Source organism: Pedobacter kyungheensis (assembly GCF_000812965.1).
In the GTDB taxonomy this organism is placed as follows: domain Bacteria; phylum Bacteroidota; class Bacteroidia; order Sphingobacteriales; family Sphingobacteriaceae; genus Pedobacter; species Pedobacter kyungheensis.
In genome coordinates this window covers 145,232-167,705 of sequence record NZ_JSYN01000011.1, presented here as the reverse complement: position 1 = coordinate 167,705, position 22,474 = coordinate 145,232, and the positions used below count along the sequence as shown (strand labels likewise).

The window sequence follows — 22,474 nt, the reverse complement described above, 5'->3', positions numbered from 1 at the left end:
GTGCCTTCGATGATGTTATCATTTTTAACTAGTACCGGAACGTTCACATTGTTTTGACCTGCTAAGATTACAGCTGATCCGCTCAATGCGGTATAGTCTGTTCCTGCAGTTGCCGTTCCGCTCACAGTATAAGCTACCGTGATATCTTCTGTAGCCGTTACACCGGTTGGTAAACTGATGCTGAATGCACCGTTGCTTGCTGGTTCTGCTGCATCTGCTGTTTTGCTGATGCTGATCGCCAGGTTAGCAGCCGTGTTATCATCATCGGCAATGTTTACGCTCGCATTACCACTTGCGGTAAAGCTGAAGTTAGCCGAAGTAGCGCCGGTTAAGGTAGCAATTACGGTTTCTGTGCCTTCGATGATGTTATCGTTTTTAACCAGTACCGGAACGTTCACATTGTTTTGACCTGCCAGGATCACAGCCGATCCGCTTAATGCGGTATAGTCTGTACCAGCAGTTGCCGTTCCACTCACAGTATAAGCTACTGTGATATCTTCTGTAGCAGTTACACCTGTTGGTAAACTCATACTGAATGCACCGTTGCTTACTGGCTCTGCAGCATCGGTTGTTTTGCTGATGCTTACAGCCAGGTTAGCTGGAATATTGTCATCATCGGCAATATTTAAGCTTGCATTACCCGTTGCAGTAAAGCTGAAGTTAGCCGAAGTAGCACCGGTTAAGGTAGCCACTACGGTTTCAGTACCTTCGATGATGTTATCGTTTTTAACCAACACCGGAACCGACACACTGGTCTGACCTGCTAAGATCACAGCCGATCCGCTCAATGCGGTATAGTCTGTACCAGGAGTTGCTGTTCCGCTTACGTTGTAAGCTACCGTGATATCTTCCGTAGCGGTTACACCTGTTGGTAAGCTAATGCTGAAAGCACCGTTGCTTGCTGGTTCTGCTGCATCTGCAGTTTTGCTGATGCTTACAGCCAGGTTAGCTGGGGTGTTATCGTCATCTGCAATGTTTAAGCTCGCATTACCTGTTGCGGTAAAGCTGAAGTTAGCCGAAGTAGCGCCGCTTAAAGTAGCCACTACGGTTTCTGTACCTTCGATGATGTTATCGTTTTTAACCAGTACAGGAACGTTCACGCTGGTCTGACCTGCTAAGATCACAGCCGATCCGCTTAAGGCGGTATAATCTGTTCCTGCTGTTGCAGTTCCGCTCACGGTATAAGCTACCGTGATATCCTCGTTCGCCGTTACACCAGTTGGTAAACTGATACTGAATGCGCCATTAGTCGCTGGTTCTGCAGCATCGGTTGTTTTGCTGATGCTTACAGCCAGATTAGTAGCCGTGTTATCATCATCGGCAATGTTTAGGCTCGCATTACCTGTTGCGGTAAAGCTGAAGTTAGCCGAAGTAGCGCCGCTTAAAGTAGCCACTACGGTTTCAGTACCTTCGATGATGTTATCGTTTTTAACCAATACCGGAACGTTCACACTGGTCTGACCTGCCAGGATCACAGCCGATCCACTCAGGGCGGTATAGTCTGTGCCTGCGGTTGCCGTTCCGCTCATAGTATAAGCTACGGTGATATCTTCTGTCGCCGTTACGCCTGTAGGTAAGCTAATGCTGAATGCACCGTTGCTTGCTGGTTCTGCTGCATCGGCTGTTTTGCTGATGCTTACAGCCAGATTAGCCGGGGTATTGTCATTATCGGCAATAGTAGCAGTAGCCGGGCCACTAAACGCATACGTAAAATTGGTTGAAGTTGCACTTGTTATGGTAACTACTACGTTTTCTGTACCTTCTATAATCTGATCATCAACTGTAGTACTTGCAGTCGCTACAAGGTTCTGACCAGCAGGAATCTTAATGGTTCCGGTGAAGTGCGTTCCATTTAATGGCATAAAATCCGTACCCAGTGTGGCTGTACCACCAATGGTATAATTTACAGTGATGTCCTCTGCAGCAGTTATACCTGCAGGCAGTTTGAAATCAAATCTTACCCCACCTGTGGCACCCGCTACACCTTCAGCCCCATTTCTGTTCACCGAAAGTTGTATTTCGCGGTTAGCTGCCGTGTTATCATCATCGGCAATATTCACTGTTGCGTTTCCGGCAGCAGTAAGGGTGAAACTGGTAGCAGTAGCTCCGGTTAAAGTAGCTGTTACGGTTTCGGTTCGCTCGATGATGTTATCGTTAATCACCAATACCGGAACCGATACACTGTTTTGACCAGCCAGAATTACCGCTGATCCTGTTAAGGTAGTGTAATCTGTACCTGCGGTTGCTGTTCCGGCTACGGTATAAGTTACCGTAATATCTTCCGTTAAAGTAACGCCTGCTGGTAAGCTGATGTTAAAGCTTCCGTTTGTTCCCGGTTCTGCTGCATCATTTGTTTTCTGAATGCTGATAGCGAGATTTTCCGGAATATTATCGTCGTCGGCAAGGTCTATCGTAGCCGCGGTTCCACCAGTAAAGGCTAAACCGGTTGCTGTACCCGAAGTTACCGTTAAGGTTACGTTTTCGGTACCTTCAACCTGCTGATCGTCGGTTACGGTTAATGGTAAATCTACACTGTTGGTTCCTGCCGGGATGGTCAGTACACCAGAAAGTGAAGCATAATCCAATCCCGCAGTTGCGGTACCTGTTACGGTATAATTTACCGTAATATCGGTTGGTACAGTTAAGCCTGCTGGCAATGCAATATTGAAATTACCATTGGTTGCAGGTTCTGCCGCATCCTGGGTTTTGGTAACATTAAGTACCAGATTAGCAGGGATGTTGTCATCATCGGCAAGGTTAACCGTTACATTACCGGTAGCAGTGTAAGTGAAGTTGGTACTGCTGGCGCCCGCAAGTGTAAGCACAACCGTTTCGGTTTGTTCAATCAACTGATCGTCAATTACCGAAATTGGAACGGTCACACTGTTTTGGCCAGCCAGGATAGTTGCCGTACCTGAAAGCGTGGCGTAATCTGTACCTGGCGTTGCTGTACCCGAAATCGTGTAATTCACGGTGATATTTTCCTTGCTGCTGATACCTGCAGGCAAGGCCATGTTTACACGACCTGAAGTGCCTGGCTCGGCAGCATCATTTAATTTAGTGATGCTCAACGTAGTGTTTGCTGGCGTATTGGTAGCATCGGTGATGTTTACCGTAGCACTGGCGTTAGCAGTACTTGGCGTAAAGGCAAAGCTGGTTGAGTTACCTCCTGTGATGGTTAAAATCACCGTTTCCAATCCTTCAATGATCTGATCGCTTAGGGCATTCACTGGGATTTTCACTTCGTGATCACCCGCTGGGATCACTACCGAACCGCCTAAAGCCGTATAATCGGTACCATTGGTTGCCGTTCCGGAAAGCGTATAGTTTACTGTGATGGCTTCTGTAGCCGTCGCAGTTGTACCCGGCAGACTAATGGTAAATTCGCCGTTTGCTCCGCCTTCTGTCGCATCGGCTGTTTTAGTTACAGCCAGTACTAAATTGGCTGGTAAATTATCATTATCTGCAATATGGCCTGTAGCCTTACCCATTACGGCATCAGGGGTAAAGGTGAAACTGGTTGAAGAGGCATTGTCGATAGTTAATACTACGTCTTCTAAACCTTCTATAATGTCATCATCTACCACAGTACTTGCCATTTCAAAAGCTTGATTGCCTGGCAAGAGTTTAAATACACCACTAAAATGTGTCGGTGTTGGGAAAAGAGGGTTATAATCGGTACCCAATATGGCTTTACCACTAATAGTATAGTTAATAGTGATCTCTTCCGAACTGGTAGCAGTTCCCATTAATTTGAAACGTGCTCTTACGCCACCTGGTTCACCAGCAATCGCCTCATTTCCATTATGTACAATCTCCACACCCACCACACGGTTCGCCGGGGTATTGTCATTATCGAGAATATTCATGGAAACAGGCGCTGTACTGCCCCATACGAAATTAGAGCCCACAGGCAAACCGGTATAACTATAACTGGTTACAGGCGTCATCACTACCGTTTCAGTATTTTCAATGAAATTGTCATCTACTGCTTTAATTGGCAGGTCTATATAGTTTTGTCCAGATGGAATACTGATTACTCCAGGATTAAAAAAGTCTGGATTGGTTGCATTTGGCAAATTAGCGGTGCTAGCTGTAAAGTTATAGTTTGTGTTAAGCGTTCCTTGAAGGGTGATTCCTGGAGGCAAGCTTACACGGAAATAACCGATATCCCCTGATTCAGAGGCATCGCCAATTTTGGTAAGGGTCAATACCCTATTGGCTGGGATATTATCATCATCGGTAATATTTACGGTTGCCGTACTAAAGGTTGGGCTCGCTGTTGCCGGGAAAGTAAAGCTGGCAGAAGTACCTCCGGTAATTTTTACAATTACCGTTTCCGTTGATTCCATTGCCTTATCATCAATCACTTCCACTGGTAACGCTACCGCATTTTGTCCAGCTGGTAGCACAATAGAACCACTTAATGTTTTATAGTCTACTCCTGCAGCGGCCGTACCTGTTACGGTATAGTTTACGGTGATATCTTCTGAAGATACCGGAAGACTGCCATCCTGTAATTGGATACTGAACGCACCATTGGTGGTTGGCTCTGCTCCATGTGTCGTTCTTGTAATCCTTAGTGTTCTTTTCGCAGCAGTATCGTCATTATCCACAATATCCATTGAAGCAGTTTCGCTACCTGTTAAAGCTGCATAGGTATTGCCGCCGCCTGTACCATCAGTAATGGTAAGGGTCACGGTTTCGGTAGGCTCAATGATGTTGTCATTTACTGGTGTAACGGTTACTGCTACACTGTTTTGACCTGCTAAAATGGTGGCCGTTCCTGACAATGCGGCGTAATCAAGTACGCTGGTTGCCGTACCACCTACGGTATAGTTTACCGTAATGTTGCTGGCTGCCGTAATGTTGTTTGGTAATTTAAGGGTAAAAGTACCTGCTGTACTGCCTTCAGCAGTATGGGTAGTGGTTACCGCACTCAACATCCTGTTGGCAGCAGTATTGTCATCGTCTGCGATATTAACTGTGGCTGCAGCTGCTGCGCCAACGGTATAGTTAAAACCGTTTCCATCAACTCCGCTGTTTAGTGTAAGTGTGGCGGTTTCTGTAGCTTCTACAATCTTATCGTCGATTACCAAAACCGGAATAGACACGCTATTGGCATAAGCCGGAAGCGTAACCGTAGAAACGGTATAATCTGTATTGCGTGTAGCGCTACCGCTCATGGTATAATTAAGCGTTAAGTTCGCGCTCGATGAATAACCGGCAGGTAAACTTACTGTAAAGCTGCCCGGTACATTCGGTTCTGCTGCGTCGGTAGTTTTAACCACCTGCAATACCTGATTAGCTGGGATTACATCATTATCCGCAATATTTACGGTAATGGTTTCTTTGGCCGGATCGGCCGGGAAGATATAGGCATTACCCGATCCATCCTTGGCACTACCCGAAAGTACTTTGAAATTAATGGTTTCAGTTGGTTCAAAAATCTGATCGTCTAACACATTCACATCAACCGCAACACTGTTTTGTCCGGCCGGAATGGTGATGGTGCCAAAGCTCTGGTAATCTAAACCGGAAACAGCGGTACCCGATACGGTATAACCAACAGTAACCGGCCATGCCGAAGTAGCTGCACCAGCCAGCTTAATGCTGAAAGCACCGTTAGTTGCCGGCTCTGCTGCGTTGGTACCTGCTATCACTTCTAAAGCAGTAGTGCTTGCTGCATTTACATCGATAATGGTAACTGCTGCACCGTTTCCAGTCGGATCGATGCTATAGGTTGTTGAGGCCGATGTGGCACTGTTAAGGGTTAAGGTTACCGTTTCAGGGCCTTCTACCTGACTATCGTCAATAGCATCAACGCCAACAAATACTTCGTTGGTACCTGCCGGGATAACCAGGTTAGCGCCTGTAAGTCCGGTAAGTGAATAATCTGCAGGGCGCGTTGCCGTTCCTCCTGTAGATAGAGTAATGGTAATGTCTTCTGCACTGGTAATACCCGGAGGCAATGAAACGCGGTATTGGCCTTTTGTTCCGCCTTCTACCGCATCTGATACTTTGGTTAACAGTACTACAGTAGTATTGCTCGCCGCATCGTCATCCGCAATATCAGCAGTAGCGCTGTTGGTCGTTCCGGGGGTATAGTCGAAATTGGCAGAAGTTCCACCGGTAAGGGTTAAAATAACTGTTTCGGTATTTTCAATTACTTTATTGTCGATCACAATTAATGGAACGGTTACGCTGTTGGCTCCTGCTGGAATTACTGTAGTACCCGGTAAAGCAGCATAATCTGTTCCTGGGGTTGCAGTTCCCGATATAGTATAATTTACCGTTACATTTTCAGAAGCCAGTACACCTGCAGGTAAACTAATGGTAAATGCACCATTGGTTGAAGGCTCTGCCCCGTTCTGGGCAGTTACTGTTAGTGTTTTGTTTGCTGTGGTATTGTCGTCGTCGGCAATGCTCAGGCTTGCGCTGGTCGCTGCAGGGTCAGGCGTTAAAGTAAATACCGTAGTGGCGCCTTGTTTGGCCACCCCATTGGTAATCGTTAAAATAACCGGTTCAGTGGTTTCGATCAAATTATCGTTGATAACATTAACCGGAACCTGTACACTGTTTTGTCCTGCAGGCAGGGTAACCGTAGTAGCCGAAGTGCTGCTATAATCAGCACCGTAAGTGGCTGCACCTGTAAAGGCATAGGTAATGGTAATTGGCAAAGCACTTACATAACCTGTTGGCAGGCTAATGGTAAAGCTGCTGTTGGTAGCAGGTTCTGCTGCATTGCCATTGCTGGTTACTGCGAGCTGTTTAATGGCTGCAGTATTATCATTGTCGGCCTGTAATAAAGTGGCCGTATTTTTAGCTGCATCGGCAGGATAGGTAACAGCCGAAACTGATGTACCTCCTGTTAAGTTTAATATAATGGTTTCCGTTGGTTCAATAATCTGATCATCCAGTGCTTTCACATTAATGACCACACTATTCTGACCAGCCAATAAGATTGCCGTTCCCGAAAGCGTTTCATAATCAACACCATTGGTTGATGTTCCGCTCATGGTGTAGGCCACCGTGATATTTTCTGCAGCAGAAATGCCGGCAGGTAATGCAATGGTAAACGTACCGGTATTGGTTGGTTCGTTGGCATTGAGCTGAGCCGTAACGCCCAATAAATGGTTCGCCGGGGTATCGTCATCATCTGCAATGGTTACGGTAGCATTGCCCGCAGCACCATTAACGGTATAAGTGTATTTAGCAGAGGTACCTGAAGTTAAAGTAACAATAACGCTTTCAGCACCTTCGATAATACTATCATCTGTTACATCAACCGGAACTGAAACGCTGTTCTGACCGGTAGCAATGGTTGCAGTGCCTGTTAATGCGGTATAATCGCTGCCCGAAGTAGCGGTACCGCTAACCGTATAATTTACTGTAACCGGTTCTATGGCGTTAATGCCTGTTGGTAAACTAATGGCAAAAGCACCGTTAGTTGCCGGTTCGGCTGCATCGGTTGTTTTGGTAATGCTCAGTACGCGTTTAGCCGGGTCGAATGCATCAACCGTTATGGCTGTTGTACTGCTTACCGAGCAACCGCCTGTGCCGGTAACGGTATATAAAATATTGGCCGTTCCTGCTGCAACACCGGTTACCACACCCGCAGCGCTTACGGTAGCTACAGCTGTGTTGCTGCTGCTCCAAACGCCCGAAGGGGTAGTGTTGCTTAAAGTAATGTTATCACCTGCAAATAAAGTGTTCGGACCGGTTGTGGCATTAACCGTTGGCATAGCATTTACCGTAACCGTTTGTGTTAAAGCACCTACACAGCCGTTGCTGTTGGTTACCGTGTAAATGATATCGGCAGTACCTGCAGTAACACCGGTTACCACGCCTGTAGCGCTCACGGTAGCTACAGCCGTGTTGCTGCTGCTCCAAACACCTCCTGTAGTTGTAGTAGTCAGGTTAGTTGCTGCTCCAACACATACATTAGGTGTTCCGGTTATCGGGTTAATTACTACATCGCTTCTGGTAATTACGATATTATCGGTACGCGAACAACCGTCAGGATAGCTCACCGTTACCGTGTAAGTACCCGGGCCTGCAACAGCTAAACTCGAATTCGTGCTACCATCGCCCCAGGTATAAGTAGCCATTGGCGACGCAAAGAAACCATCGGTTTTAATGGTATATGGGAAATCGCCGGCACAAAGTGTTTTATCCGGACCAAGGCCAAGTATTGGTGTACTGTTGTTATATGGAGAAATGCTCCAGTTGGTATTGCCACCCAGATCTTCTGAGTGCTCTAAAGCTTTAAATGGCGTAATACCTGTTGCGGTAATGTTGCGTAAACGCACATAATCAAACTCTACAGCACCAGCGGTTTTATTAATCGTAAAGGCACCCGCAGCCGAACTGTTGATTTCGGTGAGGTTACAAGGAGTACCACTTCCAAACCAATCTTTGGTAATGGTATTGGTAGAACCGCTTAAGAAAGTATATACTTTCCCAGGCGAGAAGATCAAGGTTTCGATGGTGTTGCCTGTACCTGCAATATTTCCTTTTCCTTTAAACTCTAAACGTCCAATCGTGTTACCTCCATTGATAAACACTGCTGATGTTGCTGAAGGGTTACTGAAAAGTAAGTCGTTTACTGTAGTGTTATTCACGTAAGAATCGCTCGCCGTTCCACCAGTGGCATCTACAATATTGTAAGTACCACCGTCTACTAAAAAGCGGCGTGCTTTGATTACCGAATTCGTAGCCGTTAAGGTTTTAATACCACCCTGGTAACGCCAGGCACCGGTAATGTTTGCACCCGTAATATTAATATTTGTAGCTACTGTTGATCCTGAATTATCAAAACCGTTTAAAACAACTGTGCGGTTAGTCAAATCAACTCCTCCACTGCGTGGGAAAAAGTAGGCAACCGGATTACTGAAATTATCGAGTAAAGTAACGGTATAACCTACTGGCTTTAAGAAAATGAACTGTGTTGCACCCGTACCACCACCATTAGAAGTAATATTGGTACTAGAAGAACCTGTAAAAGTAAGGGCTGCATCCATTCTCACGTTATTGTTCATTACCAAATCACCCCAGATTTCTAAATCCAATGTGGCGGGCTTTGTGAAAGTCGGACTAAAGTTTGCACCTGTCCAGTTCATGTTACGGCAATAGGCTTGCGTACTGTTAATGGTTACAGCACTGCTACCACTGGTAAAACTGCTGGCATTAAAAAACACATCGTTAGCTGCGGTTGGTACACAGGCACCTCCGGCACCTCCACTGGTATTGCTCCAATGCGCCGAATCGCTCCAATCGCCAGAACCGCCTACCCAGTACCTTGCACCCGCACCAGATGTGGTAATCGTAAAGCCACTGTTGCCACCTGCATCTGCACCTGTTACCGTTACCGGCACCCCACTACCTGTAGCAGTCATGTTCTGTAAATATATATTGTTAAGATCGCGCGTAGCTGCTGGTCCGAAATTAATCGTTGCCGAAGTTCCTTCCGCCCCTCTTAACTCCCCCAAACCATTACAATCCGGACTGTTAAAGCGAAACAGGCCAGTAACTGTTTGGGTATTCCAAATGGCGTATGGTTTAGATGGTGCCAACAATAAATTATTGATGGTGTTGTTACCCCGTAACAAACCGCCTGATTTAAACTCCAGGGTGCCAACGGTGTTTCCACCTAACAGCCCTCTTAAACCATTTGCAGGAGCAGTATTGGTGAACGTCAATTCGCCAATAGTTGTATTTTGAATATTAACCTCATCCAATACCGTATTACAGTATACTTTTGGATAGGCTAAACCATTTGCAGTAAAAGCTCTGTTGGCGGTAATAAAAGATCCCGCAGCATTGTTAACCCAGGTTACATTGGTTAAGCCCAGGTTCCAATTATTTACGGTAATGGTTGCATTGCTAATATCAATTGTACGACCTACTCCTGTAGTACTGTTGAATAACAATATGTTGACGGTTTTACCTGCCATTGACAAACCTCCCCTTGCGTGTGTGAGGCTAAGGTTTGGAAAGTTAATGTCGTCCATCAAGGTAATTCCACCGCCACTTGTTTTATCTATATTGAATAAAGGATTTCCTAAACTTGCTCCTTTGGTTAAAAAAGTAGAGGCTTCTGTACCTTTTAACTGTATATTACCCCTAACATATTGCGTGTTGGCGGCAGCTAGTGTTAAGGTAGGATCCAATTCAACCGAACCCCAGATTTCCATCGTATACCCACCAATATCAAAAACAGGCGAGCCTGTTACGTTTGTCCAGGTCATGTTATGGCACCGAACTGTACTGGTCACTGAAATCGTATTATTGCCACTGGTAAAACCACTATTGGCATCAAATATTACATTGTCTGATGTAAAAGGTACGCAGGCTCCACCCGAGCCGCCACTCGTTGCACTCCAATGGCTTTTATCGTTCCAATCGCCTGCGCCACCCACCCAGTATAAAGTGGCATTACCCGAAGTACGGGGGGTGATATTAAATCCGAGATTACTACCGCCATCAACACCCACAACAGGTATTGGAGCAATATTGCCTAAGGCAGTAAGACTGGTAATGAAAACATTTTTAATATTTGCAGTAGCTCCTGCACCAAAACTCAATTTCGCATTCGCATCTATCCCTCTCAACTCACCCAAAGCATCACAGTCTTCGGTGTTCAACTGCATCAATGTATTTATTGTATTGGTACCATGAAAAATATAGCCTTTTCCAGGTGCCAGAATTAGTTGCCCGATTATGTTGCCTCCACCTGCTATACGTCCGCCGCTTTTAAATTCAAGCTTGCCTATCGTATTGTTGGAGCCAATTCGTTGCGTTCCTATTTGTGAAACTGTACTTGCAAGTGTCAGCTCTGAGAAAGTATTGTTATTGATATCCATGTCCGGATTATCCCGCATGGCAAATACTTTATCAAAGGTAAGGCCTGCAGAATGAAACATATCGGCAGTAACGGTCGACCCAGTTGCGGTAAGCGTCATATTCGATCCGCGGGTATCCCAGGTTGAGCCCAGTGTAAGCGAAGCATTAGTAATATTCATACTTCTAACTGTGCTACCTCCTGCAACAAGGTTAACAAACCCATGGGTTTGCCCTGATAAATTCAAAGTTCCGGCAGTAAGCGTCAGATTTTGAACAGCCAAATCATTTGGAATCCCATCCAATAAGGTAAGCGACCCACTTGGTTTGTTTACAATAAAGGAATTATAAAGCCCTGCAGTATTTACCCTCACCGCTCCATTTGTCCGGAAAGTAGCATTGCTGCTGCCTGTAAAATTGATGGTCATAATGGCGTAGCGTACAGTGGCTGCAAGTTCCAGATTACCATTGATCTGCAGCTGAAAACTGCCTGTGTTTCTGAAAATGGCATTGGTGGTTACACCATTCCACGACATGTTACGACAGTAAGCATGCCCGGTGGTAGGTAGCGTAACCAAAGTATTATTGGCCAGGCCGCTATTGGCGTCGAAATAAACATCATCACCTGTTCCAGGGATAATAGATCTGTTGGCCACGCCACCAGAAGTGGATGCCCAATGGCTTAGATCTGTCCAGTTACCCGCGCCACCTACCCAATAGTAGTCGGCCGCGAAAACACTTGACATGATCAGCATTAAAAAACTGAGTAGTAGTAGTTTTTTCATGTTATTTAGGGATAGAATTTAAAAAAGGGGTGCTATAATCAGGTGAGAACTTATTTCGAAAGGGCAGTTTATACTGCTCAGCTTAGCCGGCAAGCCGATTGAAGCAGCAGGCCAATGGCTTATACCTGCCCCACAGGGCTTGGCATAGCAGGTACCGGATGCAGCTTGCGCATAAAGGCTCCGGAATCGTAGTCTTTTCATGATAATAGGGATGGGGATAGATTTTAAACAGGGATTTGACTGATTAGCTCAGCCATACGCACTGAATCGTATTTTTTTAACTTACAGCTTGATTTGATTATCAATCAATCAAATCAACAAAGTATGACTTAAGAAATAGTAAGCAGCAACCCTGGATAAAGGTCGCATAAAACGGTTTAGTAAAAGTATATTCATACAAGAGGGATAGATGGATTTAACGACGAGAGTTGGGATGATTTTTTAAAATTAAGCTTAGCGCTTCCTGTTAGCCATGATGCTAATTTCTAATACAAAACTTTAAAGTTGCGGGAATAATTGGGTGTTGTGTTTGGATGGATAGCGCATAGGACATGCACCAATTGCTGTACTCAATTGTTCGGGAGCTCATATTAATATTTTAGACGGCTAACACTTAACTTATTCGCTGCCAGCAGCCAATAAGCGTTGTGGCCACGAATATAATGAGCTTTTGCAGAAAAAATCCATATTTAATTCTAAAAACAATGTTACAAATGTCAATAAGAAAAACAATATTCTGATTTTCAACCACATATAATTAATACTACAACACAATTCTTTTAAAATCTGAACGTTGCAGTAACGGTAAGCTGGAAAATAGAAGATGGAAATAAGCAATCTTATGTTTGCTTAAATGTCTGAGGTGGTGAAAAAAAGTCCGGGGTCTGAGGTCCGAAGTTGGAAGAGTATGTGGGAGATGGAATAAGCAATCTCATACCTGCTTAAATACCTAATAGATATGAGATTACATAAACCTGCAGCTCAAATTCTTAATTGTCTTATATGGTAAAAATGTAAACGTTAACCGTTAATCACCTTATACCGCAAAGATACCAAGCCCGTTTCGTAAGTTTTGCTTTCGAGCAGTTGTAGGCTTACCCGGTTGCTGTGCTGATGAAAAAGCGGTTTACCACTTCCCAATAAAACCGGATGAACCGACAACCACAACTCATCAACCAGGCCGGCCTGCATCATGCTTTCGCTGAGCGATGCGCCGCCAAATAACCAGATATCTTTACCAGGTTCAGCTTTTATTCTTCTCGCTTCGGTTATCGCATCTTCAGCAATGAGTATGGCGCCTGCTTTTACCGATTTTAATGTTTCAGAAAATACATATTCAGTCAGTACCGGCATGCCTGGTATCGCAGCATCGCTGCTGTTCTCGTGCTGCTGCATCATTTCGTAACTCTTTCTGCCAATAAACATGGCATCAATGCGATCGAAAAAAGCTTTAAGACCATAATCCTGATCGGTAAAGCACCAATCGTATTCACCTTTTGCTCCTTCAATGTAACCATCCAGGCTAATGGCCAGGCCCAGTATTAACTTTCTCATGTTTTTTATATTTAGGATACAAATATGAGCAAAGCTACGCCCGCTCAATTGTACAGAACGGACAAAAATTAAGAAAGCGTTTAGTATTGAATATTATTGTTACGCAACACTTCGCCTGGTGTAAAACCAGTGTATTGCTTATAATCACGGATAAAATGGGCCTGATCGTAATAACCACTGCGGTAAGCTACTTGAGTAAGGGAATCCGCAGCATGATTGCTCAGATGCTCAAGCGAATAAATAAATCTGGAAACCCGCAGGTATTCTCGTGGCGATAAACCCACAAATTGCTGAAACTGTCTCGCAAGGTGCCGCTGACTGATACCGATATTTTTGGTGAGTGTGATTAAAGAAATTAATCCTTTTGATAACTGAACCTGTTGAAGACAATATTTGATCTGCGGATTATCATCAACTTTACCCAGCTGCTGCAACAAATACTGCTGCAATAAAGCCACACGGCTCTTATTATTACCTGCATGTACCACAAGATCTTCCAAAGCTGCAGCGCTTGTACTCCAGAGATCGGTCAGCGATGTGGTAGTATTGGATAATAAATGAAATGGAATTTTAAAAAAACGATAAGCCATACCCGGATGGAAACAAATGGCGATACAACCAGCTCCCTTCCTCATCTGCACATCAACAGGCTTATTTGTTCTAAAACTAACAATGCTGCCTTTATACAATTCGTTACCGATTATGGCAACCGGAGCAGGTGTATAATTGATAAAAATTTCTGCGCAGGTATCGGGCAAAACGCGGATGTGGCTGGTATCAGCATCGCCCCCGCAATCCATTGTACAAATGGAACGAATATAAGGTTTCAGTACGGGCAGTATATCGTAGTATTGAATTTGCATCTTTTGCAAAGATGCGGGTTTTAGCCTAAAATTACATTTTCCATGCGCATTTCGGTTACGCGGCATTATTATTGTTACTACAGGCGGTATGAAAACGAAAGATATAATCAGTGCGCTCTTAGGTTTATTGATTATGGTGATTACCTATTGGGTACTGTTCTACCAGCTTGCGCCTACCGTACATAAAAAGGCAAGAACATTTTCGTCATTACCTCATTACAAAAGCCTTGAATAACAATTGCCTCATGTAGTTGTGTAACCCAACACTTTTTTTGTAGACAGGCCATTCAACAAATATCCAATTTTCAGGACACAGCGAATATACTTTAATTAATTAGTTGACAAATTCAACAAAATTAATTTACTTTGCATATAGTTGAACAAGTCAACTATATCGTGATATGGAACAAATTAAATTATCGGATATACAGATCAGAAATCATCTTGCACCAGGCGACCTGGGCTACCTGGCCTATATCCATGGCGATTTATACGCAAAAGAATGTAACTACGGACTGAAATTTGAGGCCTATGTACTGGAAGGCTTAAAGGAGTTTGCCCTGGCATACGATCCAGAAAAAGATAAAATATGGATTTGTGAACATCAGGAAAAAATGATTGGCTGTTTAGTAGCCCAGCACCGTAAAGAACAACTGCAGTTCAGGTATTTTATATTGCAACCTGAGTACCGCGGTATTGGCTTAGGCAAATTGCTGATGCAGGAATTTATCGATTTTATGCATTCCAGAAATGTTAAACATGCTTACCTCTGGACAACCGCCGATCAGGATACCGCAACAGCACTTTATGAAAGGTTTGGATTCAAACTGACAGCAGAAAACCCATCCGATCATTTTGGTAAAGCAATACTGGAAAGGCGTTTTGACTTAAAAATACCTGAACAATCAACAACATAAGGGATGAAAAACGAAACCCCGCTTATTCAGGCTATCAGATCATTTAACCGCAATTACACCAAACTAATTGGTCTGCTTGATAGTCATTTGCTGGCCAGCGGTTACTCTTTAGCCGAAGCCAGAATCCTTTACGAAATACATGCAAATATGCCCGTAAGTGCTTCTGACATTATCTTGCAGATTGATATCGACAAAGGCTATCTGAGTAAAGTTTTAAAACGTTTTGAAGTAAACGGCCTGATTGCCAAAGAGCCTTCGCCTGTTGATGCAAGAATGAGTTTGTTAACGCTCACAGCTGCTGGCCATACTGTTTTTAACAGCCTCGATGCGGCCTCTAATCAACAGGTAAAAGAAATGATTGGCAAACTTACTGACGAAGAACAGGACAAATTAAGCAACAATATAGCGGCCATTAGCGCATTGCTCTTTAAATAATTAAGTATAAAAAAAGAGGACAGCCGCAAATACAACTGTCCTCTTTTTGATATGCATCCTATCAGTTACCCTTTCTCATCCAAAAGATACAAACCAAACTCGGCTAATGTAGGGTTTAACCGCGAAGCCAATATTTTAAACCTCACCTGCTTAGTGGTAACGGTATTAAACTTCAGCAAACGTTTGTAGCCTACTGTAGTGCCCATTGCAAAATTCTTCCACTGCTTACCATCAAAATACTCAGCTTCAAACTTTTCAATACGTTGCCCCACGGCTATGTTTTCTTGTAAAGCAAGTACATTAAAAGTTGCATTATTGGTCCAGTTTAACTCGATAGTAGCAGTAGTATCTTTACCTGTAGTAGTAAAATAGGTATTTAATTTACCATCAAACATGGCTTTTAAACCTTTGCCAGTTGTTGATGTAGCGGTTGCCGTCTGAGCAATATTGTGGCTAAACGTACTTTTCATTTTGCGTCCAAAAGCAGCCAGGTTTTTAACATCACTTTCGGCAATAAGCCCTTTTTTATCTGGCGGAATATTTAAAAGTAAAACACCGTTTCTGCCTACCGAGGTAAAATAGATATCCATTAGTTTAGCGGGCGTTTTTACTTTTGCATCTTCATTGCTGTGGTAAAACCATCCCGGACGAATACTCACATCGGTTTCGGCCGGATACCACACCAAACCTGTTGCATTGGCCAGTTTACTGCGGCTGCCACGGTCCTGGTCTTTGTAAGAACCCGTTAAGGTTGGGATCACGTTAACATCTTTTTGAGATAAAGCCGCTATTTTTTCCTGGCTCTGCTCGCCCATAGGCAAAACACTCCATTCGGTTTCGCGCCCAACACCAGTTTCGGTACCAACCCAGCGTACATCCGGACCCTGCACAGCAATAACCGCCTGGGGTTGTAGCTTTCTGATTAAGGTATACCAGCTGTTAAAATCATATACCTGCTTCTTGCCGTTAGGGCCTTCGCCATTTGCGCCGTCAAACCAAACCTCATCTACCTTACCATATTGAGTTAACAATTCGGTTAACTGGTTTACAAAATAAGTATTGTATGCATCGGTTCCGTACGAAGCGTTATTGCGGTCCCAGGGCGATAAATAAACACCAAAACCAATATTATATTTTCTGCAGGCATCGGCTACTTCTTTTACAATATCGCCTTTACCTTGTTTGTATGGGGTATTTTTGATGCTGTGTTCGGTAAATTTACTTGGCCATAAACAAAAACCATCATGGTGTTTGGCGGTAATAATAGCCTGTTTAAAACCAGCTTCCTTTATGGCCTTAACCCATTGTTCGGCGTCTAATTGCGCGGGATTAAAAGCGCTGATATCTTCCTTACCATCGCCCCATTCCCTATCGGTAAAAGTATTAATGCCAAAGTGAAAAAATGCCGTTAATTCGAGCATTTGCCAGCGCAACTGCCGTGGCGAGGGGGTTATATTGGCAGCCTTGGCAATGATGGTACTTTCACTATCGCCAGGCGAAAGGCTAACGATGCTTTTCTGAGCGTAGGCCTGTGTGCAGAGCAGGGAAATTAAAAAAATAATCTTTTTCATTTGTGTTGTTGGTTGTATTGGATAAACTCAATTTGAGGTGATAAATTTAGGTATAAAAGCAACAGCAATTATGCTGCTGCCTTTAAAGAGCGCATATTTTAAAGATTGTTATAGCAGGCTTTAAAGCCTGCCCTGGTTTACCATCCGGGGTTCTGAATCAGTTTGGTGCTTTTCTGAATTTCTGCCAGTGGAATAGGCCATAAATAGTAGGCACGGGTAAACACCCTGGTTTCGTACTGTGTGCGTTTAAGAAAATCGGCATCGGTTTCGGCCCCTACGTTCATACCATAGAAAGGGCCTCCCTGTGCGCCCTGCCCGGAAGCATTTTCGGCAATCATCCACCTGCGCACATCAAAATACCGCTGTCCTTCAAAACAAAGCTCTACGCGGCTTTCTTTTCTGATCGCCTCGCGTTGCAAAGTCTGGTTGCCTATTATAGCCGGGTTACTTACACTCCATTTTGGAATACCTGCACGTTCGCGTACCAGATCTACATACTGTGCAATTTTAGGGTCGGCCGGATTAACTTCGTTTAATGCCTCGGCATATAAAAGGTAAAACTCTGCTAAGCGAAAGATAAAAGAAGGGCGGTAAAAAGTTTTCGGTGCCGTGGTTACCGACTGGCTTACTGTTCTGTTTAAACGTTTGTACATGTTGTAGCCGGTGATCGAATAGTTAGAAGCAATGTCATTACCATTTCCCTTGGTGAACTTAATGAGCGCATTGGTTACCGGCCATCTTTTTCCATGATAAACAATCGAAGCATAAAAACGGGGTTCGCGGTTTACATACATGTTAAAAGTTCCGGCTTCCGATCTTCCTGCAGGCACCTCGGTTACAGTAGAAAAACCTACCTCGCTGTAGCCCGATCCGGGATCGTTAATGGATTTACCGTTTTTCATAAAAAAAGCATCTACCAATTCCTGGGTAGGGCCAACATTTCCGTAGCCACCCTGACTGCGTGGGGTTGCCCGGCGCACCATACCATCTCCGGAAGAAATACTCCCGTAAGCTTCGTTGCCACTTGCCCAGATTACTTCACTGTTCATGGCCTGAAACAACTGATAAATCGATTTATCGGGATCTAAAACGCCAGCCGTAAATTCGCGGTACAAATCATATTTACCCACCGAGAAATTAATAAAATCCTGAAGCGCACTAACTGCCTTTTGCCATTTATTATCATCTTTTGCCGGGAACAGCTTTTTACCACTCTTATTGGTTAAGGCCATGGCTTCAGCAAAACCTCCGTTGTACAATGGGCTTGCGGCCAGAACCAGTATTTTGGCCTTTACCGCCAGCGCAACACCCTTGGTTGGCAATGCGAGGTTATTGATATCGGTTAAGGGAATATACTCATCCAGATCAGGTGCTACCGCATCCATCTCTTTAGTCACAAAATTAACTACTTCGTCTACACTGTTGCGTTCAAAATCCAGATCGGCATCGTTCGGGTTAACGGTCTTATCCATAATCGGAACCGGCCCGTACAGCTCGAACAACAAATAGTGATAATAGGCCCTTAAAAACCTGGCCTGTGCCATGAGCTTTTTGTATTCAGGCTCTTCAATGGCATCGGCAACTGTACCACCTGATGAAGTGCCACCAACACGAGGTATAATTTTAGCGTTAGCCATAAAAACATTGGCCTGGCGGATATACAGGTATAAATCCCAACGGCTAAAGGGCGCACTTGAGGCATTAAAACCAGCAGGTGGTTCTACCCTGAAAGCGCCTTGCTGGTTTCTGTTTTCATCGGTAAAAGCTGGCCAGGGATTGTCTACTCCCCTAACGGCTGTAGTAGATAACTGAAAAACCATTGCCGATGAAGTACCAATACCTGCAAAAATATTGCGGTGAAAGGCACGTGCATTAGCCGGGGTAGAAAAAATCTGGTCGAGTGTAAGCTGACCGGCTAATTCATCAGATACATTTAAATAGTTTTTACTGCAAGAACCCATACTGATGATTATGCAGCATAGCAACAGGGCTTTATATATTTTTGATTTCATCATTTCTTCTTTGGATATTATAAATTAAACTCAATGCCAATGGTGTACGAACGTGGAATAGGATAATTTAGCCCTTCATTGGCATTGCCGATCTCAGGATCCCACATTTTAATGCTATCCCAAACGGCGATATTGTTACCCATTAAGTATATCCTGCCGGTTTCGAAACCAATTTTCCGCAGCATTTTTTTAGGGAAACGGTACCCCAGTTCAATATTTTTTAAACGTATAAAACTGGCATCACGCAGCCACCAGGTACTTGCTACCTGATTGTTTGCAAAACTGATAGAATGTAACCTTGGGAACATTACATTTTGGCTGGGATTAGCTTCTGTCCACCTGTCTGCCGCTTCAGCCCTTAAATTTGATTCTTCTACACCAAAAGCAAATGGGAAAAAGTTACCTGCAGCGTTTTGGCCAAATACAGTTGAGGTTTTGGCTACGCCCTGAAAAAAGATACTTCCATAAAAGCCTTTATACTCGGCATTGAGGCCGAAGCCATACACAATACCCGGGTTTGCAGGATTGCTGCCTGTATAGTAACTGCGGTCGAAATTATCGATCTTCCCATCTCCGTTTAAATCCTTGTATTTAATATCACCGGGCCTGACTACTCCCCCCAGGGTGCTTACCGGCAATCCTGGTTTTAAAGTATAGGTGCGTTTTCCGGCAGCATCGGTAGTCAGGGTAAAATCGTTATCGGTATATAAACCATCAGCGGTATAGAGGTTCCACTCCCCTATGCTGGTACCGGTTTGGTTCATCCAGGGGTAAGGCTGTGGCAGCTCATCAATCTCAAGTATTTTATTTTTGGCAATAGTTAAGTTACCCCGGGCCGTTAATTTCAACTCGCCAATATTTTGTTTAATGTTAACTGATCCATCCATCCCTTTGTTAGCTACGGAACCAAAATTTTGCCATGGCGACTGCCTGAATCCGGTAACGCCCGAAACGGTGCGGCGTTGCAATAAAATACTGGAGCGCAGGTTATCGAAATAATCGACAGAAAAATCGACAGCGCCTTTAAAAAATTCGATATCTATTCCGTAGTTCCGTTTGTTTTCAATCTCCCAGGTTAAATCGGGTGCTTCAAAACGTCCTTCTACAATACCATTTAGACCATTCAGTGAGCCGGTGCCACCAATTCCGATCGGATACCCGGTTGTGCCAGTGGTGTAGGTACCGCGGTAAAGGAACCTTGCCCCACCTGTATTATCGTTACCCGTTTTACCCACAGATGCCCTGAATTTTAACGATGATACTACTTTGCGTAGTGCTTCAGGATAAAAAGGTTCATTGCTGGCAAACCAGGCACCACCTACTGCAGGGAAAAACCCAAACCGGTTTTCGGGTGAAAAGGCTTCACTACCGGTAATACCAAAATTCCCTTCTATTGAATATCGGTTGGCATAGTTGTAAGTTACCCGGCCTACATAGGCTTGCTTTTTAAAGGCCAGGGCTTCGCCTTGTTGCTGCGCCTCTTTTTGATAGGTTAACAACATGGCGCCAACGGTGTGGTCGTTTGCGAAAACCCGGTTATAATTTAATGAACTTTCTAGATAGATATTTTTCTGGCCATTACTTGTTTCTACAGGCTCGCCCAAAGTGGTTTCAGGATTTCCAACCTGAACATAGATTAGTTTACCATTGGCATCGCGCGAGGTTGCGTTGAATTGTTTAGGCGATTTTAGCCTGTTCATGTAATAGTTCATGGTAGCATCGAAACTAACAATCCCTTTAAAGCTCAATCCTTTGGTTATAAAATCTAATTTCTGATCTAATGATAATTTGGATTGCAAACTTGTTCTCCACTCTTTGGCATAACCAGACTCCATTAATAAATTATATGGGTTTACCCTGTTACTACTTGGAATACCAGGGTGACCGGCTATGGTGCCATCAGAATAAACGGCCGGAAAGAGATAACCGGGCACGCCCATCATCCGCGAAAATATGGCTGCAGTTCCGGTACCGGGGTAATTGGTTAAAAGATACTGTCCGCTCAAATCTACCCCCAAAATGGTTGTTTTGGTCACATTTAAATCGATATTGCTGCGCAGGTTATAACGCTTAAGACCCAAATTATTATCGTAAATATTGTTGGGATTGGATTTAAAAATTCCGTTTTCCTGATAATAGGCCCCGGAAACAAAAAACTTAGCGATATCGCCTCCCCCCCTGAAATTTAAAGTATGGCGGGTATTAAAGGTATTATCCCTAAGCATAACATCCAGAAATTTGGTATTCGGATATAAATCAGGATCTGTTCCGTTTTTATACAAAGCCAGCTGTTCATCTGTTTTAAACACCGGACTATCTTCATTCCTCAAAGCCTCATTGTAGGCAAAAGGGTAATCGTACGAGTCCATAAATTCGGGAAGCCTGGTGGGTTTATTCTGTGTATACTCGCCGCGGTAGGTAATTTTTGTTTTTTGCACTATACCACGTTTAGAAGTAATTAAAATTACACCATTAGCGCCCTCAGCCCCATATACCGCAGTAGCAGCGGCATCTTTCAATACGTTAAAGGTTTCAATTTCATCTGGCTCAATATCAGTCATGGCGCGGGGTATCCCGTCAACCAATACGAGCGGATTGGTTCCGCCGGCAAAAGAGCTTACCCCCCTGATCCAGAACTCGGCATTATCATAACCCGGTTCTCCAGATCGTTGAATGGCAATAATACCAGGCACCTGGCCTGCAATGGCATTGGTTAAACTACGCGTGGGTATGCGCAACGCATCGCCCTTTACCGAAGCTACTGAACTGACCAGGCTACTCTTTTTTTGCTTACCAAAGCCAACTACCACTACATCACTCAGGTTGGCTTCATCGTTTTTAAGCACCACATTGATCACTGTACGGCCATTTAGCGGTTGTTCCTGACTTTTGTAGCTTAACAAACTAAAAACAAGTACCGCTCCCTCCGGCACTCCTTTTAACACAAAGGCGCCATTTCCATCAGTAGCAGTACCGATAGTGGGCTTGTTTTTAACCTGTACGGTAACACCCGGTAATGCAAGCCCCGAGGTATCTTTTACTGTTCCGGTAATGGTTAAGACCTTTAGGGCAACAGGATTTATTTTAGCCGTTTCTAAAATGGTGATGGTTTCGCCATGAATCCTGAACCCTAAACCCGAGCCTTGCAGGGCTTTACTTAAGGCAGTATTGATATCCGCATTGCTTACTTTAAAGGTAACCGGCAAAGCCTTTCGGATGGTTTCTTCGTTATAAAGAAACCGGTAGCTGGTTTGTTTATTCAACTCGGTAAAAACGGTTTTTAGTTCCGCATTTTTTACCGAAATATTAACCTGCTGAGCCCTTCCGTTGGCGAATACACCAATCTGAAGCACAAAGATTAAAAGGGTAACAAGTTTCATAATTCTGATCACTATGGGTATACCGGAAATTGCTTCCCGATGGGCAATATTTTGTCTGTGACAAAAGAAATTCATACTTTCGTTTGATTTAGGTTAGAGAAATAAGTTCGGTTTA

General features: G+C 44.1%; 9 protein-coding genes. 3 read left to right on the top strand and 6 right to left on the bottom strand.

Annotated features, from left to right (window positions below):
- The 3 genes from OC25_RS11090 to OC25_RS11080 all read right to left on the bottom strand — a co-directional run.
- On the bottom strand, nucleotides 1-11,627 hold an 11,627-nt coding region (locus OC25_RS11090), incomplete at its 3' end, for a Calx-beta domain-containing protein (RefSeq protein ID WP_039475720.1).
- 1,020 nt (nucleotides 11,628-12,647) lie between these two features.
- Complete coding sequence (locus tag OC25_RS11085) at nucleotides 12,648-13,181, bottom strand: dihydrofolate reductase family protein (RefSeq protein ID WP_039475717.1); 534 nt, start codon at nucleotides 13,179-13,181, stop codon at nucleotides 12,648-12,650.
- 80 nt (nucleotides 13,182-13,261) lie between these two features.
- The gene (locus OC25_RS11080) at nucleotides 13,262-14,044 is read right to left on the bottom strand and encodes a helix-turn-helix domain-containing protein (RefSeq protein ID WP_039475716.1); all 783 of its coding nucleotides are present in this window, start codon (nucleotides 14,042-14,044) and stop codon (nucleotides 13,262-13,264) included.
- An 88-nt stretch (nucleotides 14,045-14,132) separates the two neighbouring features.
- Between OC25_RS11080 and OC25_RS27890 the strand changes: the two genes are divergently transcribed.
- The 3 genes from OC25_RS27890 (at nucleotide 14,133) to OC25_RS11070 (ending at nucleotide 15,396) form a co-directional block, all read left to right on the top strand.
- Nucleotides 14,133-14,279 carry a hypothetical protein gene (locus OC25_RS27890; RefSeq protein ID WP_156131453.1) on the top strand — a complete coding sequence of 49 codons (147 nt, stop codon included), beginning with the start codon at nucleotides 14,133-14,135 and terminating at the stop codon, nucleotides 14,277-14,279.
- A gap of 166 nt (nucleotides 14,280-14,445) precedes the next feature.
- Complete coding sequence (locus OC25_RS11075; protein WP_039475714.1) at nucleotides 14,446-14,961, top strand: GNAT family N-acetyltransferase; 516 nt, start codon at nucleotides 14,446-14,448, stop codon at nucleotides 14,959-14,961.
- 3 nt (nucleotides 14,962-14,964) lie between these two features.
- Nucleotides 14,965-15,396 (top strand): MarR family winged helix-turn-helix transcriptional regulator, encoded by a 432-nt coding sequence (locus tag OC25_RS11070; RefSeq protein ID WP_039475713.1) that lies wholly within the window; start codon nucleotides 14,965-14,967, stop codon nucleotides 15,394-15,396.
- A 65-nt stretch (nucleotides 15,397-15,461) separates the two neighbouring features.
- Here the strand turns inward: OC25_RS11070 and OC25_RS11065 are convergent, their stop codons facing one another.
- The 3 genes from OC25_RS11065 to OC25_RS11055 all read right to left on the bottom strand — a co-directional run bounded on the left by OC25_RS11065 (nucleotide 15,462) and on the right by OC25_RS11055 (nucleotide 22,434).
- Nucleotides 15,462-16,967, bottom strand: a complete 1,506-nt coding sequence (locus OC25_RS11065) for an alpha-L-fucosidase (RefSeq protein ID WP_052266145.1) — start codon at nucleotides 16,965-16,967, stop codon at nucleotides 15,462-15,464.
- A 137-nt stretch (nucleotides 16,968-17,104) separates the two neighbouring features.
- Nucleotides 17,105-18,982, bottom strand: a complete 1,878-nt coding sequence (locus OC25_RS11060; protein WP_245221967.1) for a RagB/SusD family nutrient uptake outer membrane protein — start codon at nucleotides 18,980-18,982, stop codon at nucleotides 17,105-17,107.
- A gap of 14 nt (nucleotides 18,983-18,996) precedes the next feature.
- Nucleotides 18,997-22,434, bottom strand: coding sequence for a TonB-dependent receptor (locus OC25_RS11055; protein WP_082018580.1), 3,438 nt, complete (start codon nucleotides 22,432-22,434; stop codon nucleotides 18,997-18,999).
- Between the last annotated feature and the right edge of the window lie 40 nt (nucleotides 22,435-22,474).

Excerpts from the sequence above, each read along its gene's own strand:
- OC25_RS11085 (WP_039475717.1), bottom strand. The coding sequence starts at position 13,181 with ATGAGAAAGTTAATACTGGGCCTGGCCATTAGCCTGGATGGTTACATT.
- OC25_RS11080 (WP_039475716.1), bottom strand. The coding sequence starts at position 14,044 with ATGCAAATTCAATACTACGATATACTGCCCGTACTGAAACCTTATATT.
- OC25_RS27890 (WP_156131453.1), top strand. The coding sequence starts at position 14,133 with ATGAAAACGAAAGATATAATCAGTGCGCTCTTAGGTTTATTGATTATG.
- OC25_RS11075 (WP_039475714.1), top strand. The coding sequence starts at position 14,446 with ATGGAACAAATTAAATTATCGGATATACAGATCAGAAATCATCTTGCA.
- OC25_RS11070 (WP_039475713.1), top strand. The coding sequence starts at position 14,965 with ATGAAAAACGAAACCCCGCTTATTCAGGCTATCAGATCATTTAACCGC.
- OC25_RS11065 (WP_052266145.1), bottom strand. The coding sequence starts at position 16,967 with ATGAAAAAGATTATTTTTTTAATTTCCCTGCTCTGCACACAGGCCTAC.
- OC25_RS11060 (WP_245221967.1), bottom strand. The coding sequence starts at position 18,982 with ATGATGAAATCAAAAATATATAAAGCCCTGTTGCTATGCTGCATAATC.
- OC25_RS11055 (WP_082018580.1), bottom strand. The coding sequence starts at position 22,434 with ATGAATTTCTTTTGTCACAGACAAAATATTGCCCATCGGGAAGCAATT.